The sequence below is a fragment of the Sphingomonas sp. Leaf38 genome (assembly GCF_001421825.1).
GTDB lineage: Bacteria > Pseudomonadota > Alphaproteobacteria > Sphingomonadales > Sphingomonadaceae > Sphingomonas.
This window is the reverse complement of record NZ_LMLD01000009.1, coordinates 1-24,286: the sequence shown is the minus strand read 5'-3', so window position 1 is coordinate 24,286 and position 24,286 is coordinate 1. Positions and strand designations below refer to the sequence as shown.

At 64.8% G+C, this 24,286-nt stretch carries 27 protein-coding genes and 1 pseudogene; 18 read left to right on the top strand and 10 right to left on the bottom strand.

Features of this window, described 5'->3' with window-relative positions; all coding sequences use genetic code 11:
- Positions 1-165: 165 nt before the first annotated feature.
- From ASE88_RS02545 to ASE88_RS02530, 4 genes are all read right to left on the bottom strand, one after another.
- Complete coding sequence (locus tag ASE88_RS02545; protein WP_056475105.1) at positions 166-909, bottom strand: dienelactone hydrolase family protein; 744 nt, start codon at positions 907-909, stop codon at positions 166-168.
- A gap of 52 nt (positions 910-961) precedes the next feature.
- Positions 962-1,222 carry a hypothetical protein gene (locus ASE88_RS02540; RefSeq protein ID WP_156356880.1) on the bottom strand — a complete coding sequence of 87 codons (261 nt, stop codon included), beginning with the start codon at positions 1,220-1,222 and terminating at the stop codon, positions 962-964.
- 87 nt (positions 1,223-1,309) lie between these two features.
- Positions 1,310-1,657, bottom strand: a complete 348-nt coding sequence (locus ASE88_RS02535) for a hypothetical protein (protein ID WP_156356879.1) — start codon at positions 1,655-1,657, stop codon at positions 1,310-1,312.
- A 182-nt stretch (positions 1,658-1,839) separates the two neighbouring features.
- On the bottom strand, positions 1,840-2,043 hold the full coding sequence (locus ASE88_RS02530) for a hypothetical protein (protein ID WP_056475094.1): 204 nt from the start codon (positions 2,041-2,043) through the stop codon (positions 1,840-1,842).
- A 564-nt stretch (positions 2,044-2,607) separates the two neighbouring features.
- Here ASE88_RS02530 and ASE88_RS02525 point away from each other — a divergent pair.
- The 4 genes and pseudogenes from ASE88_RS02525 (at position 2,608) to arsH (ending at position 4,875) form a co-directional block, all read left to right on the top strand.
- Positions 2,608-3,204, top strand: coding sequence for a hypothetical protein (locus tag ASE88_RS02525; protein WP_056475091.1), 597 nt, complete (start codon positions 2,608-2,610; stop codon positions 3,202-3,204).
- A pseudogene (locus ASE88_RS02520) lies at positions 3,186-3,785 on the top strand (ArsB/NhaD family transporter); the annotation flags it as partial. The gene ASE88_RS02525 and the pseudogene ASE88_RS02520, both read left to right, overlap by 19 nt.
- Positions 3,782-4,105: a YnfA family protein gene (locus tag ASE88_RS02515; protein WP_056475088.1), complete on the top strand. Its 324-nt coding sequence runs from the start codon at positions 3,782-3,784 to the stop codon at positions 4,103-4,105. The pseudogene ASE88_RS02520 and the gene ASE88_RS02515, both read left to right, overlap by 4 nt.
- 29 nt (positions 4,106-4,134) lie before the next feature.
- Entirely contained in the window at positions 4,135-4,875 is a 741-nt protein-coding gene (gene arsH / locus ASE88_RS02510) for an arsenical resistance protein ArsH (RefSeq protein ID WP_056475085.1), read from the top strand.
- Between the two features lie 13 nt (positions 4,876-4,888).
- On the opposite strand, the gene ASE88_RS02505 is transcribed toward arsH, so the two are convergent.
- Both ASE88_RS02505 and ASE88_RS02500 read right to left on the bottom strand, forming a co-directional pair.
- Positions 4,889-5,716 (bottom strand): DUF5677 domain-containing protein, encoded by an 828-nt coding sequence (locus tag ASE88_RS02505; protein ID WP_156356878.1) that lies wholly within the window; start codon positions 5,714-5,716, stop codon positions 4,889-4,891.
- Complete coding sequence (locus ASE88_RS02500) at positions 5,716-6,120, bottom strand: MerR family transcriptional regulator (protein ID WP_056475076.1); 405 nt, start codon at positions 6,118-6,120, stop codon at positions 5,716-5,718. The genes ASE88_RS02505 and ASE88_RS02500 overlap by 1 nt, the downstream gene beginning before the upstream one ends.
- Positions 6,121-6,188: 68 nt before the next feature.
- On the opposite strand from ASE88_RS02500, the gene ASE88_RS02495 reads away from it, so the two are divergent.
- The 6 genes from ASE88_RS02495 to ASE88_RS02470 are packed head-to-tail and all read left to right on the top strand — an operon-like array spanning position 6,189 to position 13,771.
- Complete coding sequence (locus ASE88_RS02495; protein ID WP_056475074.1) at positions 6,189-6,833, top strand: cation transporter; 645 nt, start codon at positions 6,189-6,191, stop codon at positions 6,831-6,833.
- A gap of 11 nt (positions 6,834-6,844) precedes the next feature.
- The gene (locus tag ASE88_RS02490; RefSeq protein WP_156356877.1) at positions 6,845-7,174 is read left to right on the top strand and encodes a hypothetical protein; all 330 of its coding nucleotides are present in this window, start codon (positions 6,845-6,847) and stop codon (positions 7,172-7,174) included.
- A 57-nt stretch (positions 7,175-7,231) separates the two neighbouring features.
- Positions 7,232-8,494 carry a TolC family protein gene (locus tag ASE88_RS02485; protein WP_056475069.1) on the top strand — a complete coding sequence of 421 codons (1,263 nt, stop codon included), beginning with the start codon at positions 7,232-7,234 and terminating at the stop codon, positions 8,492-8,494.
- Positions 8,491-9,639 carry an efflux RND transporter periplasmic adaptor subunit gene (locus ASE88_RS02480; protein WP_056475065.1) on the top strand — a complete coding sequence of 383 codons (1,149 nt, stop codon included), beginning with the start codon at positions 8,491-8,493 and terminating at the stop codon, positions 9,637-9,639. The genes ASE88_RS02485 and ASE88_RS02480 overlap by 4 nt, the downstream gene beginning before the upstream one ends.
- Positions 9,640-9,642: 3 nt before the next feature.
- Positions 9,643-12,864 carry an efflux RND transporter permease subunit gene (locus ASE88_RS02475; RefSeq protein ID WP_056475062.1) on the top strand — a complete coding sequence of 1,074 codons (3,222 nt, stop codon included), beginning with the start codon at positions 9,643-9,645 and terminating at the stop codon, positions 12,862-12,864.
- Entirely contained in the window at positions 12,854-13,771 is a 918-nt protein-coding gene (locus ASE88_RS02470) for a cation diffusion facilitator family transporter (RefSeq protein ID WP_056475057.1), read from the top strand. Before ASE88_RS02475 ends, ASE88_RS02470 begins: the two co-directional genes overlap by 11 nt.
- 257 nt (positions 13,772-14,028) lie before the next feature.
- On the opposite strand, the gene ASE88_RS02465 is transcribed toward ASE88_RS02470, so the two are convergent.
- Genes ASE88_RS02465 through ASE88_RS02455 form a run of 3 tightly spaced genes read right to left on the bottom strand, consistent with a single transcriptional unit; the run spans position 14,029 to position 15,064 of the window.
- On the bottom strand, positions 14,029-14,238 hold the full coding sequence (locus ASE88_RS02465; protein WP_056475053.1) for a hypothetical protein: 210 nt from the start codon (positions 14,236-14,238) through the stop codon (positions 14,029-14,031).
- Between the two features lie 44 nt (positions 14,239-14,282).
- Positions 14,283-14,621, bottom strand: coding sequence for a hypothetical protein (locus ASE88_RS18665; RefSeq protein ID WP_156356876.1), 339 nt, complete (start codon positions 14,619-14,621; stop codon positions 14,283-14,285).
- A gap of 41 nt (positions 14,622-14,662) precedes the next feature.
- Positions 14,663-15,064 carry a DUF4113 domain-containing protein gene (locus ASE88_RS02455; protein ID WP_056475047.1) on the bottom strand — a complete coding sequence of 134 codons (402 nt, stop codon included), beginning with the start codon at positions 15,062-15,064 and terminating at the stop codon, positions 14,663-14,665.
- A gap of 24 nt (positions 15,065-15,088) precedes the next feature.
- Between ASE88_RS02455 and ASE88_RS02450 the strand changes: the two genes are divergently transcribed.
- The 8 genes from ASE88_RS02450 (at position 15,089) to ASE88_RS02415 (ending at position 23,963) form a co-directional block, all read left to right on the top strand.
- Positions 15,089-15,376: a hypothetical protein gene (locus tag ASE88_RS02450; RefSeq protein WP_156356875.1), complete on the top strand. Its 288-nt coding sequence runs from the start codon at positions 15,089-15,091 to the stop codon at positions 15,374-15,376.
- A complete protein-coding gene (locus tag ASE88_RS02445) occupies positions 15,355-17,055 on the top strand; it encodes an ATP-dependent nuclease (RefSeq protein ID WP_082466109.1) in 1,701 nt (566 codons plus the stop codon). The genes ASE88_RS02450 and ASE88_RS02445 overlap by 22 nt, the downstream gene beginning before the upstream one ends.
- 4 nt (positions 17,056-17,059) lie before the next feature.
- On the top strand, positions 17,060-18,451 hold the full coding sequence (locus ASE88_RS02440) for a UvrD-helicase domain-containing protein (RefSeq protein WP_056475036.1): 1,392 nt from the start codon (positions 17,060-17,062) through the stop codon (positions 18,449-18,451).
- A gap of 46 nt (positions 18,452-18,497) precedes the next feature.
- A complete protein-coding gene (locus tag ASE88_RS02435; RefSeq protein ID WP_056475033.1) occupies positions 18,498-18,911 on the top strand; it encodes a hypothetical protein in 414 nt (137 codons plus the stop codon).
- A 116-nt stretch (positions 18,912-19,027) separates the two neighbouring features.
- A complete protein-coding gene (locus tag ASE88_RS19335) occupies positions 19,028-20,161 on the top strand; it encodes a hypothetical protein (RefSeq protein ID WP_056475029.1) in 1,134 nt (377 codons plus the stop codon).
- Entirely contained in the window at positions 20,154-22,427 is a 2,274-nt protein-coding gene (locus tag ASE88_RS02425) for a ThiF family adenylyltransferase (protein ID WP_056475026.1), read from the top strand. The genes ASE88_RS19335 and ASE88_RS02425 overlap by 8 nt, the downstream gene beginning before the upstream one ends.
- Positions 22,427-23,041, top strand: a complete 615-nt coding sequence (locus tag ASE88_RS02420) for a hypothetical protein (RefSeq protein WP_056475023.1) — start codon at positions 22,427-22,429, stop codon at positions 23,039-23,041. The genes ASE88_RS02425 and ASE88_RS02420 overlap by 1 nt, the downstream gene beginning before the upstream one ends.
- Before the next feature lie 34 nt (positions 23,042-23,075).
- On the top strand, positions 23,076-23,963 hold the full coding sequence (locus tag ASE88_RS02415) for a ComEC/Rec2 family competence protein (protein ID WP_156356873.1): 888 nt from the start codon (positions 23,076-23,078) through the stop codon (positions 23,961-23,963).
- A gap of 124 nt (positions 23,964-24,087) precedes the next feature.
- Here ASE88_RS02415 and ASE88_RS19330 read toward each other — a convergent pair.
- Positions 24,088-24,286 (bottom strand): hypothetical protein (locus ASE88_RS19330; protein ID WP_235527730.1); only part of this gene is annotated, 199 nt, incomplete at its 5' end.

The following is a 24,286-nucleotide window of genomic DNA, read 5'->3' as shown; positions in this document are numbered from 1 at the left end:
ACGTACCCGGCGCAACGATCGTTGGTCTATTGCCTGCGCCGTCTACACAGCAGCGGCGTCAGCAGATCGAAGGGTCGACCCGGCGGTCGTTTGGCGCGGCAACGCGCCGCATCCTGCGTGTGCTGATCGGGCTTATGATCCGGGCTCCAGCGCACGCCCGCTGAATTACCCCAGCGTGCGGCGATAGAAGTCGAACGTCAGCGCCATTGATTGTAGGAAAAGCGCGGGGTCGTAGCGCGGCCCCTCGTCGCGCAGGTAGGCATGCTGCGCGTTCACCTCATGCCATTCATACGATGCGCCAACCTCCTCCAGCCGCGCGCGGATCACGGCGCGCCCGGTATAGGGGACGTGCGGATCCTGCCGCCCCCAAACGAAAAGCGTTTCGGCCTGGAGATCCGCCATGCGCTCAAGGCTGTCGTCTGACCGCCCCTCTCCGAGCGTACCCGAATGAATGTCGGTCGGATAGAAGCAGGCCGCCGCGGAGACGCGCGGATCGAGGGCTGCGCGATACGCCAGATGGCCGCCAAGGCACACGCCGAACGTCCCCAGTCTGCCGTTGCACGCCGGGTGAGCGTTCACCGCGGTCAGCCCTGCCTGCGCATCGGCATCATAGGCGACGACGGTCTTGGCGATCTTCGACGCATTACCTCGGTCGGTGCCGGGCTGGTCGTAAGGGAGAACGGTGCCGGCGGGCTCATACTCATGATAGACCTCGGGCACCGCGACGACGTAGCCATTGCCCGCGATCATCGCCGCCAGCCGGCGGATCGGCGCGGTGACCTGATAGATTTCCGAGAACAGCAGGATACCCGGAAAGCGTCCTTCGACCGCGGGACGGAACAGGTGCATGCGCATCGCGCCGCTGCGCGGAACGTCGACATCCTGCGTCTCGTCGCTGTGCAGGATCATAAGCGCATTCCCTCAATGAGGCCCGACCAGAGACTTCAGGGTCGCGTCCTTATCAGGCCTGGCTGCGCATCGCTACGCGGATCACGGCACGGGGCGAGCGGCGACATCCGACCTGCCGATTCCCGCAAGCATCACCTCTGATGCGCGCCGCTTTGGCACAGTCGTTTCCGTTCGGCAGGCGCCGCGCGACCTCGCGCCTGTAGGTCTCCTGACTAGCCGTGAGTGCTTTCCTGAGCGCATCGATCTTCGGCGTCGCCGCGAAATTTTCGGCTTTCACCCGTTTGAACGTCGCGGTGGCTGCAGTGAACGCCAACGTCTGCGTTTCGGCATCAGTGCATGCCTTGGAGGCGCGACCAGCATCTTGCATGCGGGACCAGCCGCATTGATTGAGACGCCGACGTCACGCGGTCGCTGAGACCTCCGTGATCAGAACAGAGGCGACGTCGCTGTCATGCAACGCCGTGGCCAGTTCGTGTCTCAACTGCACCGCGTTCACCGGCATCTGGGGCGAGGCGTGAAGCCGCGAGAATTCGATCGCCTCGCCCAATGAGGTTGCGCGCAACTCGGGAAGCCTTTGCGTTAGGCGGGCGAGCGCACCTTCGTCCGCGGCGGCCAGCACGACCGTCACGCGAAACGCGCCGTCGAGGCGATCGGACGCGACGATCGGCACGACGATCGGTTTCATGGTGAGGACCTGCGGTGGCTCATGCGCCGTCTGGGTGCGCGCGCCGACGGGTTCGGCGGTCACTGCGGTTAACGAGAGCAAGAGTACTAGCTTTAAGGGTATAGTGGTGATGGGACGGACTCCGGCAAGTGGCTGCTACTCGGCGCCTGGCCTACGATTAATAGACGATATACACGATCGACGCGCCCATCGGTGGCGCTCGCCACGCCTTCGTGGCGGACCAACCGGTTCCGCGTCACGCTCGCTCACTTACTGCAGCACGTCCTGACCGCCTTGAGCGACGAGACGTCGCGCGCAAGATCGTTCAACCGCGCCAACGTTGTCTGGTGCGCACTGCAGATTTGGGCGCCCACGACGTACTCCTGCAGATCGTCCGCCAGTTCGAGGCAGAGCGCCAACTGCGCTTCGATCGCCCGAAGCGAGTCTGCATGGTTGGTGGTAACGGTCATTCGACAGGCCCTTGTCCAACGTATTGGTCATCTTAGACTTTATAGTGCGAACGGCCGCCGATGCGCGGAGCCACGTGGTTATACGGATAGCGCAGTCTGCAGCGTAGCGGCTCGGCACGAGCCCGAGCCGTCTTCCCTCTATAAGAAAGTAGATAGACCATATTCCGGGACCGCCATGAGCAGAGACCAGAGACCGGCCCGTACCGTGATGATCGCGCCTGATGCAACGACCGCGCGACCCCAGCGCCGCGCGCTTAAGGCAGCCGCACGAACCGTCAATTCTGACGCGCCTGACGCAGTCGCGCCAGCAAGGTCGCGCACACTGCTGTCGGCTGGGGTGTTCCTAGCCGGCTGCGTCGCCGGCGCCGCAGGGGGCGCACTGGCGTCGTGTCTACTGGCCGGACGATGACCGTGCGGTTTGCGTCGATCGTCGCCCTAATGCTGGCATCGGCATCGGCGCCCGCTCCGTCGCCGGGCCCTGCGGCCCGCACGCACACGCCAGCGTTTGCGGGGGCCCCCGGCGAAACGCCCGGGGGCAGATCGTCGGCTGGCGACACCTCGCATGTGGCCTCTAGACAATCGCTGTCGCCTTTCGCGTCACAGCTATCCGAACTGCCGCTACTGACTAGGCCACAGGGCTGGCAAAGCGCCAGCCGCCCCGGTTGGGAGGGCCTGATCGTCGCGGGCCTGGCAAACCGGCAGGCGGCGCGCTGGGGCTATGCGAACGCGCAGATCGCGCAGGGCCGCGCGCAGGAGGCGATCAGTGCGCTCGACGTCATGCGGCAAGACGAACCCGATTTGATGCTGGTCGCTGCGTTCCGGCTCGCCCTCGGCGCGACTTTGGCCATGCTTAATCGCGCGACGCTCGCCGTCGATTCGCTGAGCAACGACGCGCTGGCCGACAATTCGGAAGCGTGTGCGTGGCGAATGCTGGCGTTGGCGCATGGCGGGCTGCCTGCACCGGCGCTGGGTCAGGTCCATTGCGCGGTGCCGGCGCTAAACGCTCGGCCCGCTGACACACGAGCGCCGTTCCTGCTCGCCGCCGCGCGCGCCGCAGCCGATCTCGGCAAGCCCGGGCTGACCCTGCGGTTGCTCAAGACGCTGCCCGAACGCGCCCCCGCCGCGAACCTGTTGCGCGGCCGGTTCTGGCCCTGCTGCTGATCGGCTTCTTCGTGCTCGATCCACTCGGCGTACCGGTCAGCGCGGTCGCCGCGGTCGGGGCGATTCTGCTGCTTGCAGTGGCCGGACGAGGAAAAGTCATCGAGACGCGCAAGGTGATCCGCGACGCACCATGGCAAGTCGTAATCTTCTCGCTCGGCATGTATCTCGTCGTCTACGGCCTGCGGAACGCCGGCCTCACCACGCACCTCTCGACACTGCTCGATAGGACCGCCGAGGGTGGCGTCTGGGGTGCGGCGTTCGGCACCGGAATCATCGCGGCCGTACTGTCGTCGGTGATGAACAACATGCCGACCGTGCTGGTGGGCGCACTGTCCATCGACGCATCGCACGCGACTGGTACGGTCAGGGACGCCATGATCTACGCCAACGTCATCGGTTGCGACCTTGGGCCCAAGCTGACGCCTATCGGGTCGCTGGCCACGCTCCTGTGGCTGCACGTGCTCGACCAGAAGGGCGTGAAGATCGGCTGGGGCTACTATTTCAAGGTCGGCATGACGCTGACCGTGCCGGTGCTGCTCATCACGCTCGCCGCCCTTGCCCTGAGGCTCTCCATCGCATGACCGCCATCGTCTACATCGCCGCCGCGGTCGCCGAGATCGCCGGGTGCTTCGCCTTCTGGGCGTGGCTCCGGATGGGAAAGTCACCCATCTGGCTCGCCCCGGGCATCGTATCGCTCATCCTGTTCGCATGGCTGCTCACCCGAGTGGACAGCGACGCGGCAGGTCGAGCGTATGCTGCATATGGCGGCATCTACATCTGCGCCTCGCTACTCTGGCTCTGGAGCGTCGAGGGTGTTCGACCGGACCGATGGGACGTCGGTGGAGCTGCTCTGTGCCTGGTAGGCACCTGCGTGATCCTGCTTGCACCGCGAACAGCCTGACGGCGAACACCTATCCTGGAGCTATCTTCATGCCTCTCCGCACGCTTGCCGACCCGACGCACACCCCGGCACTCGACCGATCCTTCGTCATCGATCAGCTGGCGCTTGGTCTCGGGACGGATCAGCCGCCGCCACGCATCCTTCTGCTCTACGGGTCGCTCCGGGAGCGCTCGTTCTCGCGCCTCTGCGTTGAAGAGGCGGCACGGCTGCTGCAGCTGTTCGGCGCGGAGACACGCATCTTCGACCCCCACGACCTGCCGCTGCCCGACCAGGTCGCCGGCGACGACCACCCGGCGGTGCACGAACTGCGTGAGCTGTCGATGTGGTCGGAGGGGCACGTATGGTGTAGTCCCGAGCGGCACGGGCAGATTACCGGCGTCATGAAGACGCAGATCGACCATCTGCCGCTTTCGATGGGCGGCATGCGACCGACGCAGGGGCGCACGCTGGCTGTGATGCAGGTGTCGGCAGGATCCCAGTCGTTCAACAGCGTCAATACCCTGCGCTTGCTCGGCCGGTGGATGCGCATGTTCACGATCCCGAACCAGTCGTCGGTGGCGATGGCCTACAAGGAATTCGGCGAAGACGACCGCATGCGGGCCTCCAGCTACTACGACCGTATCGTCGACGTGATGGAGGAGCTGGTGCGGTTCACGGTGCTTCTGCGACCCCACTCGGGCCAGTTGGTCGACCGATATTCAGAACGCAAGGAACGCGGCGTGCCGATCGATCCATCCATGGACCACTCCGCAATCGCCATCGCACGATGATCTACTGCCGCCGTCATTTACGTCGGCGAACATTTGCCCTCGCAGGTTTTCTAATATCAGCCGAACGCGCCTTACGCCCTCTCTCCTCGGCCTCGGGAAACAGACCCGACATGTCACGTATCGCCGGGGTCAGAAGGGTCGCCGCGAACTCCAGAGCGGACGCCATATAGAAGGTGTCCTTCTCGTTCCGGTAACCTGCCCCCCGACCGTGCTCGCCCATGCGGTAGAAGGCGACCGGGCCTGTGTGGGTGTGGTTGCTCAGGAATCGGTATAAGAAGCGGAAGTTCTTCTTGTCGAGGTCCGTTCGGTCGATCACGTCGTCCTGAACGAAGGGGGTTTTCTCACCCCTTAAAAGTTCGCGCTGTCTCTTCTCCGGCAGCGCCGCAAGATAGGAATTTGCGGCGAACTTCGTCTCCAAGTCGGTCCTGACGACAATGCGGAGGGCACGTGTCTCGTCATCCAGTTCCTCCTCGCCAAGTTCGGCAAATAGTTTCGCCCTTGATCCGTCATCGTGAAGATTGAGCAGGATGATGCGCGCGTCCTTCTGGTCCTGCGGCACATCGTCGATGCAGAGGAAGAAGAAGAACAGGTAGCATTCGGCCAGATTGCGAACGATCGACGCGACCGCGCTGAAGTCGACGTGCGTGTTCGGGCCAAGCGCCGGCGTCAGGACTTGGATGCTCTTGGCCGTCACCACCAGCCGGGTGAAAAGCACTGATGCCCAGTAGTGCTGCGGCGTTGGGCTGGATATCCCGCTAGCTCCAACGGAAACGATATCAGCCGTTGATACTAGCTTGCCGAAAGCTGCTCGAGCCGGGCCATACATGGCCTCGGCATCCATCAGCGGCCACCCGGGGCGAATGCCTCGAGGATGCGACACTCCGCCATCGTGCCACCGGCGCAGCTCGAGATGACCCCGGCAAGTTCGCGCCGAAGCGCTGTAAGGTCGGCGATCTTGCGGTCGATCTCCCCCAGGTGCCTGTTGGCGAGCTCGTCGACAGTACCACAGTCCCGGTCCCGCTGCACCGCCATGTCGAGCAGCGCGCGCACCTCGTCCAGTGAGAAGCCGAGATCGCGCGTGCGACGGATGAACCGCAGCCGCTCCAGATCCTCCGACTGATACGAACGGTAGTTGCCCGATGTCCGAGCCGGTGGGGCGATCAGACCCGCACGTTCATAGTAGCGGACGGTCTCCACCTTGGTGCCGGTCGCCTCCGCCAGCTTGCCGATCGTCAACGCATTCATGTCTTGACCCTGTAGCAGCTACAGGGTGCATATAGGGCGTCGCACGAAGAACACGAAGGGCGACGACCATGGCCTGCAACAGCTGCTGCGCATCATCCGGCAATGGGACTTCCGCCGATCCCAGGTGGAGGCGAGCGCTCTGGATCGCGCTCGGCGTGAACGGCGCGATGTTCGCCGCCGAGATCGTCGCCGGCGTAGCCGGGGGATCGAAGGCGGTGCAGGCGGACGCACTCGACTTTCTCGGCGACAGCGCCAACTACGCGATCAGTCTCGGCGTGACCGGCATGGCCCTCGCCTGGCGCGCAAGGGCGGCGCTGCTGAAGGGAGTCACGCTCGCCATCCTCGGCGTCTACGTGCTGGCAACCGCTCTGTGGAGTGTCTGGCACGGGGGCACGCCGCAGGCCGGGATCATGGGCGTGGTCGGCGTGATTGCGTTGGTGGCGAACGCGGGCGTCGCGCTGATGCTATATCGCTATCGCACCGGTGACGCGAACATGCGTTCGGTCTGGATCTGCTCGCGCAACGACGCGATCGGCAACGTGGCAGTGGTGCTCGCCGCAGTCGGCGTGTTCGGGACCGGGACCGCCTGGCCAGACCTGATCGTAGCGGGCGTCATGGCCGTTCTCGGCATCAGCGGCGGCGTGCAGATCATCGTGCAGGCGCGATCCGAACTCGTCCCGAATGGACGGGGTTACACGGTACCGGCGAAATGATAGGGAACGGCATGCGCAAGCTCGTGCCCTTCCTGGCGTGCCTGATGCTGGTCCTCACGACGTGGGCCGGCATGGCTCATGCCGCGGAAGCACGCGGCGTCGAGATGAGCAGGACCGAGATGGCCGCCCACGCACCGGGCGATGGCGACGAAGTTCCTGCGGACGCGGACAAAGGCTACCCGCATCACCACGCGAGCTGCCACGAGCACCATGTGAACACACCGATGGTCCGGACGACCATAACCGCGGCCGTCGCGACATCGGCGATGCCGCTGGCACCGCCCAGTCGCACGTTGAGCGGTCACGTCACGGAAGCAGCCCTCCGACCTCCCCAGGCCTGACGCGTCGATCGGGCGCGCGCCGACGCGCGTCCGGGTCACCATCGTCAGGAGCACTCCATGTATCGCATCATCGCGGCCGTCCTGGCCGCAGGCGCCTGCGCATCGTCGCTGCAGGCCCAGACCGACGGGACCGCGGCCTCGTCGCCGGCCCTCACGCTCGCCGAATCGCTCAACCGAGCGGGTGCCTCATCGCCGTTTCAGGATGCGGCTGCGGCCGGCATCCGTGCCGCCGAGGCCCAGCGCCGCGTCGCCGGTCTTCGCCCCAACCCGTCGATCGTCGGCGAGGCTGAGAACGTCGCTGGCACCGGCATCTATAAAGGACTGCGATCGTCGGAGACGACGCTCGGCCTCGCCCTGCCGCTCGAACTCGGCGGCAAGCGCGGAGCGCGCATCGCCGTCGCCGAAGCACAGATCGGACGCGCAGGTCTCCAGTCGGAGATCGCTAGCGCCGACCTGCGACTGAGGGTCACACAGACCTACAATGCGGCCGCAGCCGCGCAGCGCCGGATGGCAATCGCACAGGATCAGGTCGGTATAGCTGCCGAGGTGCTGCGCGGCGCCCACGTAAGGGTCCAGGCCGGCCGTGCATCGCCGATCGAGGAGCAGCGCGCCGACGTCGCGCGCATTGCAGCTGAAGGGGCGCTTGAACGGGCACGGCGCTCGGCAGAAGCGGCCTCCGGCAATCTTGCCCGGCTGCTCGACATGCCGGTGGGACAGCTCGATCGCAGCTGGTTCGACGCGGTCCCTTCGACTGGCGCGATGCGACCCATCGCGACCTCCGGAACCCTCACGGTCGCAGCGGCGCGTGCCGACCTCGATACGGCGACCGCGCAGGTGCGTCTGGCGCGCAGCCAGAGGGTGCCCGACCTCACGGTCAGCGCAAGCGCACGGCGGCTGGAGCAGACCAACGACGTCGCCGCAGTATTCGGCATCTCCATCCCCCTCAACGTCTTCAACAACGGGCGCGCGAACATCGCCGTAGCCGAGGCGCAGCGCGAGCAGTCGGATGCTCTGCGACGGGTCGCGATGCTCGACGCCGACCAGGACGTGGCGACGGCTCGAGCCGATGCTGACAACGCCGCGACCACTGCGCGCAACGCCACCGGACCGGCGCTCGCCGCCGCCACCGAGGCGGCACGGATCGCCCGGATCGGCTACCGCGAAGGCAAGTTCGGGCAGCTCGATCTGCTCGATGCCGAACGCACGCTGCTCGAAACCCGGACGGCCGCGATCGACGCGCTGGCCGCCCACCACGATGCCCAGGCACGCCTGGAACGGCTGACCGCCGCCGCACCGCTCCCCAAGGACGATCAACGATGAACCGCATACTGAAGGTCGCCATGCCGGCCGTCCTTGCTCTCGCCATCGCCGGCTGCGGCGGCTCGGAGGCACCGGTCGACAATGCCGGCGAGGCCAACGAGAGCAAGCAGGCTGCCACCGGCGATCCAACGACCGCCAAGCTCACCGCCCAGCAGATCGCCGATGCAGGGATCGAGGTCACCCGTCCAACCGTCGGCGGCGTCGCCGGCGCCATCGAGCTTCCCGCCACCATCGAGGGTGATCCTCAGGGCGTGCAGGTGGTCTCGGCTGCCATCGGGGGACGCCTTGTCTCGCTCACGCGCAATCTCGGCCAGCCGGTCCGGCGCGGCGATACGCTCGCCATCATCGAAAGCCGTGAAGCCGCAAGCCTGAACGCCGAGGTGGAAGCCGCCCGCGCTCGCTCCGCGCTGGCCCAATCGAACCTGCGCCGCGAGCAACGCCTGTACGCCGAGCGCGTCTCGCCTGAACAGGACCTCGTCGCGGCGCGGACCGCCGCGACGGAGGCGAACATCGCGCTGCGTCTCGCCCGTCAGCAGCTGTCGGCAACCGGCGGCGGCGGCGGCGCCCTCAACCGCATCACGGTCCGCTCGCCCATCGCCGGCCAGGTGATCGCCCGGTCAGCAACACTCGGCCAGCAGATCGCTGCGGACGCCGAGATCTTCCGGGTCGCGAACCTTGCGAAGGTGTCCGTGACGATGTCCCTAGTGCCGGCGGATGCCGGCCGCGTCAGGCCTGGCGCACGCGTCGAGGTGACGTCGGCGGGGCGTCGACAGGAGGGTCGCGTGACCTTCGTTTCCCCGATCCTGGACGAAACCACCCGTCTCGTGCCGGTGATCGCCACCATCGACAACGCCGGCGGCACATGGCGGGTCGGCGAGAACGTCGGCGTTTCGGTGCTGCTGCCCGCCACCGGCGATCGCAGCGTCGCCGTGCCATCGGCCGCCGTTCAGATGATCGGCGACAAGCCGCATGTCTTCGTCCGCACGCCGTCGGGCTTCAAGGCTACACCCGTCACGCTCGGCCGGACAAACGGCGGTTCGGTCAGCGTCACCGCAGGCCTGACCGGTGAGGAGCGCATCGCATCCACCAACTCGTTCACGCTCAAGGCCGAACTCGGCAAGAGCGAAGCGAAGGACGAGGACTAGGCCATGCTCGCCCGCATCGTAACCTTCGCCGTCGAGAAGCGATGGCTCGTCCTGCTGCTGACCATGGCCGCGGCGCTCGCCGGGGTGTTCGCCATCCAGCGGCTGCCGATCGACGCCGTCCCCGACATCACCAACAACCAGGTGCAGATCAACGTCGTCGCGCCTGCGCTCTCGCCCGACCAGATCGAGAAGCAGGTCGCCTTCACCGTGGAGACCGCACTCGCCGGCATCCCCGGCCTCGAATACACGCGTTCCCTCAGCCGCAACGGCTTCGCTCAGATCACCGCCGTCTTCGACGAGAAGACCGACATCTACTTCGCGAGGGCGCAGGTCGCCGAACGGCTTCGCACGGCGGAGGAAAGCCTGCCCGAGGACGTGAATCCGGAGATGGGCCCGATCGCAACCGGGCTCGGCGACATCTTCATGTGGACGGTCGAATACCGCGAGCTCGACCAGGTCAACCATCGCAATGGTGAGCCCGGCCTGCAGAAGGACGGCAGCTACATCACGCCGGAGGGCGACCATCTCGTCGATCCCGCGGACAAAGCAACCTACCTTCGCACCGTTCAGGACTGGATCGTCACGCCGCAGCTGAAGAGCAGCGCAGGCCTCGCGGGTGTCGACAGCCTCGGCGGCTACACCAAGCAGTATCTGGTCGTCCCCGACATTCAGCGTATGGCGGCGATGAAGATCACGCTGCAGGATCTCGCCACCGCGCTGGAGCGCAACAACACCAGCGCTGGTGCTGGCGTCGTCAACCGCAACGGCGAAGGGCTTGCCGTTCGGGCGGATGGCCGCGTGCGCAACGCCGACGAACTGGCGCGGACGGTGGTGGCCACGCGCGAGAGCGTGCCGATCCTGCTCAGCCAGATCGCCACGGTCCGCACCGGACAGGCGCTGCGCATGGGCTCGGCATCCGAGAACGGCCACGAGGTCGTCGTCGGCACCGCGGTCATGCGGATCGGTGAGAACAGCCGCACCGTGTCCACCGGCGTCGGCGAACGGCTGAAGGAAATTGGCCGCGCGCTGCCGGTGGACGTAGTGGTCAAGCCGGTGCTCAACCGCACCGAGCTGGTCAACTCCACCATCGCCACCGTCGCCCGCAATCTCGCGGAGGGCGCTCTGCTCGTGATTATCGTGCTGTTCGCGCTGCTCGGCAACTTCCGCGCGGCGCTGATAGCGGCGCTCGTGATCCCGATCACGATGCTGCTGACCAGCGTAGGCATGTTGCGTGCCGGTGTCTCCGCCAACCTGATGAGCCTCGGCGCACTCGACTTCGGCCTGATCGTCGATGGTGCCGTCATCATCGTCGAGAACGCGTTGCGGCGGCTCGGCGATGCCCAGCACGGCCGCACCGAGCCGCTGCCGATCCGGCAACGCCTCGATCTGGTCGCGGCGTCGGCGCGCGAGATGATCCGCCCGTCCGTCTACGGCCAGGCGATCATCATCCTAGTCTATGCGCCACTGCTCACCTTCACCGGTGTCGAGGGCAAGATGTTCGAGCCGATGGCGCTGACCGTCATCATCGCGCTGGTGTTCGCCTTCATCCTGTCGATGACGTTCGTGCCCGCCGCGATCGCCATTTGGCTGAGCCGATCCGTCGACGAGAAGGAGAGCCGGATCATCGGCTGGCTCCGTCGCCGCTACGAACCAGGTCTCGGAAAGGCGATGGGGCGGCCGAGCGTCACGCTAGGCGTCGCGATCGGTGCACTGGCACTTGCCGGCATAGCGTTCACGACGCTGGGGCAGGAGTTCCTGCCGCAGCTCGACGAGGGCAATATCCTCGTCCAGGCCGTCCGCATTCCCGGGACCTCAGTCGACCAGAGCCAGGCGATGCAGTTCCAGGTCGAGAAGATGCTCGCCCGGCAGCCCGAGGTGCGCTTCGCCTTCTCGCGCACGGGGACGTCGGAAATCGCGTCCGACCCGATGCCGCCCAACGCCACCGATACCTTCGTCATCCTGAAGCCGCGTGCCGAGTGGCCCGACCCCGGCCTGAGCAAGGAGGAATTGGTGGAGCGGATGGAAAAGAGGCTCTCGACGCTGCCCGGCAACGCCTACGAGATCACCCAGCCGATCCAGATGCGCTTCAACGAGCTGATCGCGGGCGTCCGGGGCGACATCGCCGTGAAGGTGTTCGGTGACGAATTCGGCGGCATGAACGCCGCCGCCGGCCGCATCGCCGACATCCTGCGCAAGACCCGCGGTGCCGTCGACGTACGGGTCGAGCAGACCGAAGGGCTGCCGATGCTCGACATCCGCCCCAACCGCATGGCGATGTCGCGGATCGGCGTCACTGCCGGTGACGTGCAGGACACGGTCGCGGCAGCTATCGGCGGTCGCCAGGCCGGTGTGATCTTCGAGGGCGATCGCCGCTTCCCCGTGGTCATCCGCCTGTCGGAGGCATCGCGGTCGGACCTGACCGAGGTGGCTCAGGTGCCGGTACCGACATCCGCCGGCGGCTTCGTGCCGCTGTCCACGGTCGCTGACATCGCGGTCGTCGACGGACCGAACCAGATCAGCCGCGAGAACGGCAAGCGCCGCGTGGTCGTTCAGGCGAACGTCCGCGATCGCGACGTCGCCGGCGTGGTGGCGGACGCCCGTGCCGCGATCGACGCGAAGGTGAAGATGCCCCCGGGCACGTATGTCGAATGGGGCGGGCAGTTCGAGAACCTCGCCTCGGCACGCGACCGGCTGTTGCTTGTCCTTCCCGTCTGCTTCGCGGTCATCATGCTGCTGCTGTACGGGGCGCTTGGCTCAGTGCGCGATGCGGTGATCGTCTTCACCGGCGTTCCGCTGGCGCTGGTCGGTGGCGTGCTGGCGCTGACGCTGCGGGGAATGCCGTTCTCGGTCTCGGCGGCCGTCGGCTTCATCGCGCTCTCCGGCATAGCCGTCCTCAACGGCCTCGTCATGGTGTCGTCCATCCACGACCTGATGGCGCGCGGCATGGACCGGGTGCAAGCCGCCCATGATGGGGCACTCGCCCGTCTGCGGCCGGTCGCCATGACCGCGCTAGTCGCCAGCCTCGGCTTCGTGCCGATGGCGCTCGGCCACGGTGCGGGCGCGGAGGTGCAGAAGCCGCTGGCAACGGTCGTCATCGGCGGGTTGATTTCGGCGACGCTGCTGACCCTGTTCGTCCTGCCGACGCTCTACGCCCGCTTCGGTGGGTGGCGGCGCGCCGACACGATACCCGCAACCACATACGAGGAGGCGCATCATGGCGCATGACCACGGCCAAGCCGGACACTCGCACGATCACACGGCAGGAGCCAACGCCAAGATGCTCGGCTGGGCACTCGCCCTGACCTCCACCTATCTCGTGGCGGAGGTGATCGGCGGCATCGTCTTCAACAGCCTCGCCCTTCTTTCCGACGCCGCCCACATGATGACCGACGTCGCGGCGCTGGTGATCGCGTTGCTGGCGATCAGACTGGGACGCAAGGCGCCGGACGAGAAGCGGACGTTCGGCTACCGACGCTTCGAGATCCTCGCTGCCGCCTTCAACGCGGTGCTGCTGTTCGGCATCGCGATCTACGTATTCGTGGAGGCGATCCGGCGGTTCACCGAACCACAGGAGATCCAGTCCTGGGGCATGATGATCGTCGCGGCGATCGGTCTGGTCGTGAACCTCATATCAATGCGGCTGCTGACCGCCGGCAAAGATGCGAGCTTCAACGTGAAGGGCGCGTATCTCGAAGTCTGGGCCGATATGATCGGCTCGATCGGAGTCATCGCAGGCGCCGCGGCGATCCACTTCACAGGCTGGGCCTGGATCGATCCCCTGGTTGCGGTGGCGATCGGCCTCTGGGTGCTGCCGCGCACTTGGATCCTACTTCGCGATACCACCAACGTGCTGCTCGAGGGCGTTCCATCCAGTCTGCGGCTGACCGAGGTTCGCTCCGCCATCGCGGCGGTGCCGGGAGTGGCCGGGCTCCACGACCTACACATCTGGTCGATGTCGAACGACGACGTCAGCTGCACGGTACACGTGACGCTGGGACAGGGCTGCGATCCGGATCCCGTTCGCCTCGGCGTGACGGCCATGCTGGACCAGCGCTTCGACATCTCGCACGTCACTGTGCAGACCGAGGCGCCGGGCGAACCCTGCGGAGACGGGCATGAGGTCCATGTCTGAAGACGCGCCGCCGGGACGAAGGCCGCCCCGACGTTGGTCGGACGAGGATGACGACGATCTACGCCGGCGCATCGCCGCCCGTCAGGAGATCAGTGACATCGCGCGGGGGCTGAATCGTACGGTAGACGGCATCCGCGGCCGAGCGGCGTCGCTTCGTCTGAGACTGCCGGGACGGAACAGGCCTTGGCGTATTAACGGCGGTACCGTCCCGGACGCTCAGGGCTGAGCGGCGGAGGCACCAGCCTCCGCCGGCAGCATCACTTGGATGGCATCTTCATGCCCGACATGTCGTGGCCGGCATTGTCGCCACCCTTCATGTCCTTGCAGCAGTCGCCCTTGCCGTCCTTGCAGCAGTCCGCGCCGTCTTTGCAGCACGTCTTGTCGGCGCAGCAGTCGGCTGCCGCGAACGCGGTTGCAGGGACGAGTGCGAGCGCGATGGCCGCACCGATGAACTTGATCGTCTTCATATAGGCATTCCTTGAATTACGTGATCGTCGATGTCGTCAATCGATCACGCGGTTCGCGGAGGAGGCGGAGACGGAGCGCCGGACAAACCTTCCAGCTGAGCATACGACGCCGGCACGGGTCGGGCTGATCGAGACATCGGTTCGGCGACGATGGATTGGCGATCCACCTCGATTGCCAGGCACGCGCCAGCACATGCGCCGATGGTCGCCTTCCCTTCGGTTCGACGGACCGGCACCGGTCGGTCGCAGTCGGGCATGGCAACGTGTCCGGAGGCCGGCGTCGCTGCCATGGCCATCGACTCGCACAGCGGGCCCATGCGTACCAACATCATCATGGCGAGCATGAGGAGCGCCGATGCGCGGATGATGCGACGCAGCGTCATGCCCCTCTAATAGTACGGTTTCCTGAACGCGACCAGTACGATCAGTCCGCTCGGACAAGCGGCACTTCGTCGATGCGCGTCGTCCATGCCGGGGATCGGTTCTCCGCCCGCATCTTCCAGTCGCGCCTGAACCCCTGCGCCGCCGGCACGGCGGTGAACTTGCCGAACTTCCCGTTCACCTCGTCGAGCGCCGTCATCAGCCGATCGCGTCGGTCCGTATCGCCTTCGAACAAGGTCCGCGGTCTTAGTTCAGCGGCGATCAGGTCGTCGAGCATGATGCCCGCCTTGGTGTACGCGTAGCCGTCACGCCAAGCCGCCTCGACGCCGCGTCGCGCCGCCGCCAGCAGTTCGAGCGAGCCCGCCGTTATTGGGTGCAGCGCCATGCGCCAGGCGCCCTGATACTGGCCGGCGCCGGTCTTGAAGCCGTTGGTGTGGAAAAACACGCTCAGCTGACCGGCTACCAGCCCATGCTGCCGCAGCTGCGCGTCACCGCCATGTCTCTCCGTTGCGGCTCGATGACCTCGACCGCACTCGCCGCCACGCCCTGCAACTCGGCCACCAGCCTTACCGACATCATCTACGACATTCTGCGTTCGGACGAGCAGCTCGACATCTCTCCTGCTGCCGACGCCCAATCGGCGGAAGATCAAGCCGGAGCTCTTGAGGAGGAGGTCCGGTACAGATACCTGTCAAATGAAACAGCCGATCTATCGGCGACGGGTCGGGGGGAACGATGGCGGCAATTCGTCAGGTAGAGGTGTCCAACTTCCGAGGCGTGCGGAAGGCCATCTGGGCACCCCTGCCCGGCCTCAATGCAGTTATTGGTGCCGGCGATACGGGGAAGTCGACGCTTCTAGATGCGATCGAACTGGCGCTGGCACCTCGCCGCAATCTCACATTTTCAGATGCCGATTTCTGGCAGCTGGACGTGACGAAGCAGATAGATCTGCGTGTCACCATCGGCGACCTGCCGGACGTGCTGCTCGACATAGACCGCTACGGCATCATCCATCGCGGGTGGAATGCAGCCACGAGACTGCTGTCAGACGAACCAGGTGCCGGCCTGGAAGACGTGATCACCGTCAGGCTTACGATTGATCAGGATCTCGAACCGCGGTGGAGCCTGTATTCCGATCGCGCAGATGCTGATGGCACGACGCGCGAGATGCCGCCCGCTGAGCGCAAGAAACTCGCCCCCACGAGGCTTGGCGTTTATGCCAACCATCATCTTGCATGGGGCAACCGTTCCATCCTGAACAAGCTCGCTGAAATCCCGTCCGGCGCTGGCGGCGCGCTTGCCGACGCGGCAAGAAAGGCTCGCGCCGAATTCGGCACGGCCGCACTCACGCAGGTTCAGGACGCGCTCGACATCGTACATGCCGTCGCGGAGAAGGCAGGCATATCCGGCGCGCTTGAAGCTACCGCGCTACTCGACGCCCATGGGATCAGCTTCTCGGGCGGAACCATAGCTCTGCATGACAAGGACGGCGTACCGCTGCGCAATCTCGGCGTCGGCAGCAGCCGCCTTCTCATCGCCGGCCTGCAGGCAGCCGCGGGCGAAGCCAGCCCCTTCGTTCTCGTCGACGAGGTCGAGCACGGCCTCGAACCTCATCGCATCATCCGCCTGCTGCATATCCTAGGCAGCAAAGAAACTGCGCCGATGCGACAAGTCTTCCTTACCACGCATTCGGCGGTCGTCGTGCGGGAACTATCCGCCGGACAGCTGTGGAGGGCAGCCGATGACGGATCCGGCGGCGTGGTCATGAGCCGTACCGACGGCGGGGTGGAGAGCCAGAAGACGCTGCGGGCCTGCGCCGAGGCCTTCCTCGCCCCCCAGGTCATTGTGTGCGAGGGGCCGACGGAAATCGGTTTGCTGCGCGGCCTCGACGTGCATCGCGATGAAACCGGGCAACCGACGTTGGCCGCAATGGGGGCTGCGTTCGCCGATGGAAACGGCGACAACATGATCAACCGCGCGTGTGCGTTCGCCGACCTTGGTTACCGGACCGCCCTCCTACGCGACTGCGACAAGCCCTTCACTACCGCCCAGCTCGGGAAACTCGCGACTGCCGGTGTCATGCAATTCCATTGGGATGAGGGGCTATCGACCGAGCAGGCGCTATGCCTGTCGCTCCCCGACGATGAGATCGAGAAGCTCGTCGAGGTGGCGGTGGAGGAATGCGGCAAGGACAAGGTCAACAGCGATCTGCGCGTCCAGTCGGCGACGCTGAACGCCGATATGTTCAGCACGCTGATCGGCTTCGGACTCGACGAGAGGCGGCATCTGGGCGCGGCTGCCAAGAAGGGCGGCTGGTTCAAGAACGTGACTCTTGGCGAGCGTGTCGGTCGCGAGGTCCTGGCTCCTGCGCTTGATCGTTGCACCGGAACGATGCCCGGTATCATCGACGACCTGCGCACATGGGCGGCGGCATAGGCTCATGTCGGCACCTGACATTCTCGCGATCGGTCGTGGTTCGATCGTCGCCCCCGCCGGCTGCGGAAAGACCGAATCCATCGTGCGGGCCGTCGCGCGAAACGACGGCAAGCCGGCACTGGTCCTGACCCATACTAACGCCGGTGTCTGCGCGCTGCGTTCGCGTATGGGGCGAGCCAAGGTCGCGACGACAAAGGCACGGGTAACGACGCTCGACGGGTGGTGCCTTCAGCTCGTGTCGTCCTATCCCGAGCTATCAGGCCTGCGTCCCGACCTGTCCGCGATCCAGTATCCTGCGCTGCGCGAGGCGGCGATCCGAGCGGTGTCGTCCGGCGCCCTCGATGCGATACTGCGGGCATCATACTCGCGCGTCATCGTCGACGAGTATCAGGACTGCACCAGCCCCCAGCATCGGCTGGTCGTCGCGCTCGCCGATCGGCTACCGTGCTGCGTCCTCGGTGATCCGCTACAGCGAATATTCGACTGGGCGGGTCCCCTGCCCGACTGGGACGCTGAAGTGCTGACCACCTTCCCTCTCGTCGCCACGCTCGACGATCCGTGGCGCTGGATCGCAGAGGGCGAAGAGGATTTCGGTCGCTGGATCCTGTCCATCAGGGGCGGGCTCGAGCGCGGTCAAGGGGTCGACCTAACGACCGCACCGGTCAATCTAGTCTGGAAGAAAGCGGTAGACGAAGAACAGCAGAAATCGGCCGAGGCGGAAGCTATGGCCGAGCTTGCGGGTCTGGCGCCGTCAACCGCGCTGATCGTCGGCAGCTCACTGGATGCGGCATCGCGCGTGGAATTCGCCAAAACATACGATGGCGTTCAGGTCGTTGAGCGAGCAGACATGCCTGAACTGGCGGCAGCGGCGGACAAGATTGGTAGTGAGAAGGAACTCAAGCGCGTCATTGAAGTGCTGCGCTTCGCGCGCACGGTCATGTCTGGCATCGACAAGGCATTCGTCGATCGGCTGAACGATCTTGCTTCCGGTAGAGAGGCACCCGCCGAAGACTCCGAGCGCATCTTCCTGATGGCCCGCCATGGCGCCACGTTCGGCAACCTGGCCCGCATGCTTGAATGCTGGCACAAGACGCCGGGGTGGTTCGTGTATCGGCCGGACCTTCTCAACGTAATGATGGACGGGATGCGACGCACCGCCGAGGACGGCGATCTGAAGGCATCGGTGCTGGAGGTGCGAGAGGCCAAGCGAAGCAAGGGTCGGCATATTCCCGCCTTGGGCATCGGCAGCACGCTGCTGCTCAAGGGGCTCGAGGCCGAGCGCGTGATAATTCTCGACGCTGGATCCATGAACGCCTGCAACGCCTACGTCGCGCTCAGCCGGGCATCGAGGTCCGTGACGGTAATCTCGAAGAACCCAGTGATCGGTTTGGTCTGAATCCGTGGCGCAAGCGGCCAACGCGTTGTGATGAAAGAGGTGAGAAATGCCCAAAGAATATACGCACACCGAGTGCTTCTCCTTCTTCGGAACCACGCCGCGAAACACGCGCTGGAGCTGGTCCGGACGCAGCGAGGATGGCGCCGACGTGTCGGTCACGCTGTGGCAGGACCGCTTCGAGGATAAGGGCCGCGTCTATCGCAGCTGGAAGACCGATCGCCCCGGCGAATGGAAATCGCGGCCGGGTTTTGTCGAACTGATCGACAATCTTGCCTATGCCCGCGACCATGCCGGCGGTGTTGTTCACGTCATCATGGCGCAGGCGCGAGACAAAGACGCATCCCCGCGGTCGATCGCACGATGCTTTCCGCATCCAACCCTCAAGATGTGTGTCGTCGAACTCGATCAGGGCGAGGGGACGTTCGTGCTCGAGCGCCTCGAACCAGCCTCGCCCGCGTAACGATAAACAGACGCGAACAACAAAATGTGGGGACGATTAAATAATCACCTACCATATCTTGAATCTGCCTTTCTTTGTTCCCACCTCGTTCCCGGGAGCAAAAGGGAGTTATCGTCATGCGCGGCGACTACAGGCTTACGACCTTCGCGTCGGGGTGTGGCGACAGCATCCTGATCGAAGCGCACGACAAGGTCGTGATGATCGACATCCACTATCGCGCGGCCAGGGCTCAGGACGACGAAGACGACGAGGCCCCTGACTTTGCGTCAGATATCCGTCAGGCCTGTGGCAACGACCACCTCGACGTGTTCGTATCCACCCATCCCGACAAGGATCATGTCGGCGGCTTCTCTGAAATCTTCCATTGCGGGTCGCCCGAGACTTGGGACAGCGATCCCGATGATTCCGATCCCAAGATCATCGTCGATGAGATCTGGTGCAGCCCCTACGGCCTGAACCCGCACTACACCACGGACCAGTCGAAGCCTTTGACCGAGGAGATCAAGCGGCGATATGTGCTTCAGAGCACCGATGCCGGCTATCGCGACGGCAACCGGCTCAAGGTGATGGACACCAGCAAGGTCACCACCGGATCCATCGCGACCGATTTCGAATGGCGTCTGCTGGCCCCTACTCCTGCGGAATGGGACATCCCAAAGGCGCCCGAGGGCTGCACGCCGACCTCATCCAATCCGACCAGCCTCGTCATCCAGTGGACCGTTCGTCGCTATGGCGGCGACAATCTGATCCTCACCTGCGGCGACACCTCGGTCGAAGTTCTCGAACGGCTCGAGAAGGACATCCACCGGAAGAATCCCCACCATCTGGCGTGGCAAATCCTGCTCGCGCCGCATCATTGTTCGCGCCGCTCCATCGGCCGAGTTCCGTTCGGCGGTTGCACGGATGGTGAATTCGTCGAGTCCACCGAGGCGCTGAAGGCGCTCGGCGAGCAGCGCGGCAACGGATACGTGGTGTCGAGCAGTCGCCGCGTGGTCAGGGGCGGCGACACCCCACCATCATGGCACGCTAAGCGCCGCTACCTTCGCATTCTTGCAAACGGCGGAGAGATCAACGGGTCGGTGGAAGGGCGCTTCCGCTGTACGGGCGGGAACGGCGCGTCGGACCTTCCTGCTCACATCGTCTTCAACCTCACCATGGGTGGGCCGACCCTCGCTCCGGCCAAAGTCTCGGCGGCGGTCGGTCTGGGCGGCGGCGGAGCGGCTGTCGGCGGAGGCGGCTCCTATGGTTGACGGTTATGACGAACCGAACAACGCCGAGGTTGTGAAAGATTTCGACCTCGGGCAGCTACTCGAAGTCGCCTGCATCGCGAGGTCCCCCGGCGTGATCGCGTCATCGATCGCCCTGCGCTCTGTCGACGATACTGAAATCCTGAGCTTCGAGATCGCGACCGAACCGACGGTGGAGGCGCCCGCTGCGGACGTGCGTGACGTCGAACGCATCCATTTCGTCTACCGGGATGGCCGCGCTTTCGGACGTACTGCGCCGTACAACGTGCTGTGCGACCGGGAAGGCTTTCCGCGCAGTATCGGCCATCTTTGCTCGGGTTCGCCGGGGAGCAAAGCTGCACCCTGTCTTGCGCTGGGCGGTATCCAGCCGATCTACGAACGCGCCGGGATCGAGGCGGTCATGACCCGACTGCGCGACTTCCTGCGTGACGCGAAGACCGGCACGCTCATGATGGACGGATGGGAGCCTGTTCCTTTCGGCGTCGGCCAGAAGCTGCGGATGGGCGAGATGAACCCCCGCGTCTTCCAGGAACACGCCTACGCCAACCCTGATGCCGGTAGCGCAATGGGGGTCGCGATCAGCTACGACGATGACCAGCACAAGCAGGTCTCGGTCTTTCCCCAGTTTCTGTCGCTAGAAGACGTGCTTCCGGCAATCGGACATCACAACAAGACCGATCACGAACGGCATGCGATCCCTTGGGTATTCGTGTGGCGCGATCCGTCCGTGGTGGAACGCGACCCCATGTTCGAGGACTGGCGAACCGGTGCCGAACTGCTCGAGGGAATGAAGACGATCGGCGTCAACCACGCCTTCGACACCGCGGTCGGCGGTCTGCTGAACAGGAGTGTCGACTTCCGCTGTCACCGCCCTCCGCATGGCGGGAAGGCCATGGTGGTCGTCATCGGCGTCTGGCGACCGGCACCGATCATGGACGCCTTCTTCGGCTATTCTGACGATCCCAAGGCGCGCAGTCTCGAGTTGCGCGCCTTTCTCATATCCCAGGACTTCGACAAGACGATCCTCGACGCGGATACGCGCATCGAGACGATCGTAGGCGACTATCCACCATGTCCGAAGCTCATGCGCTGGGTGGCAGGCGTCGACATCCTACCGCCTGTCGCGCTGCTTGGACATGGCGCGCTCGGCAGTTCGATCCACGATAGCCTGATGCGATCCGGCATGGACGATGTCGTGGTGTGGGATAAGGATCGCATCCACCCGCACAACCTCGCACGCCATTCGGCCCAGAGCGCCGACATCTACGCCAATAAGGCGGAGCATGCGAAGCGACTGACCGGCGCGATCTGGCACGGCGAAGGCAAGGCGGAGGCGATCCGGGATGATATTACCACGATCGATATCGTCGATCTTCAGGCGAGGATCGACGGGCGGCTCGTGATCGACGCGACGGCCGACGAGCGCGTGCGCCTTCGGATGGACGAGCTTCGCACCGCGACGGACGCGACCATCATCCGCAGCGAGATGTTCCATGAAGGGCAGCTCGGCATGACTTTCGTGTCGCCGCCGGGTGGGCCCACGATGTCGGACATGATGCTGGCGACGATAGCTATGGCGCCCAATGAACCGGCCGTGGCGGCATGGCTCAACTTCGAGAATCGTCATCCCCTTGGCCCGGATCCCCTGCTTTACGGCTTCGGCTGCACGTCGATGACCGTGCACCTGCCCAAGCATGCGGTCGAACAGCATGCGTCGGTCGCCTGTACCGCGATCCTGGGCGACCGCACCGAAGCCGGCATCCTGCTCAATCCGCTCGATCAGCGGCGGCGGCCAACCGGCTCGCGCTGGATACCGATGGCTCCCTTCACGATCTTGCGCCCTGCGACAGCCGAGGACTGGCAGATCCGCATTTCGCCGGCGGCCATCGCCAGCATAACCGGGGAGCGGTCCGCCGCGCTACCTGCGGAAACCGGCGGGTATCTCTATGGCGCATGGGATCCGAACCGGTGCGTCATCACCATCGTCTATGCCTCTTCCCTGCCACCGGGATCGGCGGCGACCGAAACCCGACTTGAGCTGGGCGAGGCCGGTGGCACCTTGACGGAACGACGGCTGACGCGCCTCACGCGCGGTCGGACGTATCTATGCGGCACATGGCATAGCCACCCCGACGGCTCGGCCGACATGTCCGGTCGCGACTATCGCGCCATGATGGAGCATGCGGAGAACGATGCGCCGGAGCTGCGCCCGACGCTCATGGTCATTGTCGCCGATCAAGACATTCAGGCTCATCTGAGGCTTCCCTGATGGCAGACTCCCTGAAGTCCGGCATCAGCGCCAAATATCTCGTCCCGATCGTGGCGGCCTATGCCGCGGCTGCGGGGCTGCTGGGCCTCGACAGGATCACCCAGATCCAGACGGTGCTGGAACATGCAGGCATGGCAGGAATCGCCGGCATCGCCATGCTGGTTCTGCAGGAGGTCTTCCCGCGCCCGATTAAGGAGGCGCTTGTCTTCTGGCGGCTTCGGGATCGTCTTCCTGGCTGCCGTGCTTTCTCCGAAATTGCGCCGGCCGACGCGCGGATCGATCCGACCGATCTGGCAGTCCTGATCCCAACGGCGCCGATGAACGCCACCCAGCAGAACGCCCTCTGGTATCGCTGGCTGAAAGCAATTGAGAGCGATCCCGCGATCGCGGACAACCACCGCCGCTTCCTGATCCTGCGCGACTGCGCCGTGTTGCTCGCGCTCCTGGCGCTGATCACCCCCGCGCTGCTGATCTGGACACACGGCACACCTAGGCATACCCTCCTGCTCTCGGCCGGGCTGTTCGTTGCATACCTGATCGTGGCCACATCCGCGCGTCATGCGGCAGTTCGGCTGGTCGGCAACGTCATTGCCCGCAAAGTTGCAACGGCATGACCGATCGCACCGTGCCTTTCAGCGGATGCGATCGATGAAGATCGAGATTCATGACGTCGACCACGGCGGATGCTCGGTCACCACCGGCCCAGCAGGACATCGCCTGATGCTCGACTGCGGGCTATGTAGCGATCGCCCGTGGTATCCGTCGGTTACATATCACGGTCAGCGCATCGACACGCTGATGCTGATGAACCTCGACGAGGATCACTGCGAGGATCTGCCGCATCTATGGCAGAACTGCGGAATCGGAGCCGTCGTCAGCAACCCCACCGTCGACGCCAATGCGCTCCGGGCTATGAAGGCGGAGTGTGGAATGAGGGACGGCGTCTCGACGGCGACGAGCATCCTTGCTCATTTCGGTCCCGGCTTCCTGGGCGAGTGGTCACATGATCTTGGCGGTGTCAGGTGGCATGTGTTCTGGAACCGCTACGGCGCCGACTTCATGGATACCAACAATCTCAGCCTGGTCGCGTTCGTCCACCTCGGCCCCTTCACCATCCTGTTCGGTGGCGACCTCGAACGGGCCGGCTGGCGCCAGCTTCTGAAAAACCCACACTTCCGCGCTAAGCGGGCGAACGTGAATGTCTACGTCGCGTCACACCACGGGCGTGAAAACGGATGCTGCACCGAGGTCTTCGACATCTGCCGGCCTGATCTCGTCATCTTCTCTGACGGGCGGAAGCAACATGGCACCCAGGAAACAGGTGACTGGTACGCCAGCCGCACGACCGGCATCCCCGACTACACCAAGCCCGCAGGGCTGTTCGGCATCCGTCCACTCCGCAAGGTCATGACCACACGCCGTGACGGAACCATCACGATCGATGTCACCACCGACGGCAGGTACTTTGTACTGGGCGATCGGATGAATCAGCTGCCAGCTTTGTCCGGTATGCTCGCTGGATCGCCTACATGGTAACATGGAAGCGATATTGGTCCGTCCTTGACGACCCTTTGAGGCGATACAATGCGCCAGGGGGTGGGACACAGGCGGCCGAGGTAGAACGGGCACCGGCACTGACCCGCAAAGACAGCCGTGTATTTTACAGACAGGAGGCTAACCCATTGATCTTGCGATGCAATGAACCCGCATTTTTTACAGAAGCACAGCTTGACCACTTGCTCGATAGGCGAACACGAAAAAGCCCGCTAAGTCGTTCGACTTGCAGGCTTTTTGGAATGGTTGCGGGGACAGGATTTGAACCTGTGACCTTCAGGTTATGAGCCTGACGAGCTACCGGG

Bases quoted from the DNA above. Each gene is read 5' to 3' on its own strand.
- ASE88_RS02545 (WP_056475105.1), bottom strand. From the start codon at position 909: ATGATCCTGCACAGCGACGAGACGCAGGATGTCGACGTTCCGCGCAGC.
- ASE88_RS02530 (WP_056475094.1), bottom strand. From the start codon at position 2,043: ATGACCGTTACCACCAACCATGCAGACTCGCTTCGGGCGATCGAAGCG.
- ASE88_RS02515 (WP_056475088.1), top strand. From the start codon at position 3,782: ATGACCGCCATCGTCTACATCGCCGCCGCGGTCGCCGAGATCGCCGGG.
- arsH (WP_056475085.1), top strand. From the start codon at position 4,135: ATGCCTCTCCGCACGCTTGCCGACCCGACGCACACCCCGGCACTCGAC.
- ASE88_RS02505 (WP_156356878.1), bottom strand. From the start codon at position 5,716: ATGGATGCCGAGGCCATGTATGGCCCGGCTCGAGCAGCTTTCGGCAAG.
- ASE88_RS02500 (WP_056475076.1), bottom strand. From the start codon at position 6,120: ATGAATGCGTTGACGATCGGCAAGCTGGCGGAGGCGACCGGCACCAAG.
- ASE88_RS02495 (WP_056475074.1), top strand. From the start codon at position 6,189: ATGGCCTGCAACAGCTGCTGCGCATCATCCGGCAATGGGACTTCCGCC.
- ASE88_RS02490 (WP_156356877.1), top strand. From the start codon at position 6,845: ATGCGCAAGCTCGTGCCCTTCCTGGCGTGCCTGATGCTGGTCCTCACG.
- ASE88_RS02485 (WP_056475069.1), top strand. From the start codon at position 7,232: ATGTATCGCATCATCGCGGCCGTCCTGGCCGCAGGCGCCTGCGCATCG.
- ASE88_RS02480 (WP_056475065.1), top strand. From the start codon at position 8,491: ATGAACCGCATACTGAAGGTCGCCATGCCGGCCGTCCTTGCTCTCGCC.
- ASE88_RS02475 (WP_056475062.1), top strand. From the start codon at position 9,643: ATGCTCGCCCGCATCGTAACCTTCGCCGTCGAGAAGCGATGGCTCGTC.
- ASE88_RS02470 (WP_056475057.1), top strand. From the start codon at position 12,854: ATGGCGCATGACCACGGCCAAGCCGGACACTCGCACGATCACACGGCA.
- ASE88_RS02465 (WP_056475053.1), bottom strand. From the start codon at position 14,238: ATGAAGACGATCAAGTTCATCGGTGCGGCCATCGCGCTCGCACTCGTC.
- ASE88_RS18665 (WP_156356876.1), bottom strand. From the start codon at position 14,621: ATGACGCTGCGTCGCATCATCCGCGCATCGGCGCTCCTCATGCTCGCC.
- ASE88_RS02450 (WP_156356875.1), top strand. From the start codon at position 15,089: ATGCTGCCGCAGCTGCGCGTCACCGCCATGTCTCTCCGTTGCGGCTCG.
- ASE88_RS02445 (WP_082466109.1), top strand. From the start codon at position 15,355: ATGGCGGCAATTCGTCAGGTAGAGGTGTCCAACTTCCGAGGCGTGCGG.
- ASE88_RS02440 (WP_056475036.1), top strand. From the start codon at position 17,060: ATGTCGGCACCTGACATTCTCGCGATCGGTCGTGGTTCGATCGTCGCC.
- ASE88_RS02435 (WP_056475033.1), top strand. From the start codon at position 18,498: ATGCCCAAAGAATATACGCACACCGAGTGCTTCTCCTTCTTCGGAACC.
- ASE88_RS19335 (WP_056475029.1), top strand. From the start codon at position 19,028: ATGCGCGGCGACTACAGGCTTACGACCTTCGCGTCGGGGTGTGGCGAC.
- ASE88_RS02425 (WP_056475026.1), top strand. From the start codon at position 20,154: ATGGTTGACGGTTATGACGAACCGAACAACGCCGAGGTTGTGAAAGAT.
- ASE88_RS02420 (WP_056475023.1), top strand. From the start codon at position 22,427: ATGGCAGACTCCCTGAAGTCCGGCATCAGCGCCAAATATCTCGTCCCG.
- ASE88_RS02415 (WP_156356873.1), top strand. From the start codon at position 23,076: ATGAAGATCGAGATTCATGACGTCGACCACGGCGGATGCTCGGTCACC.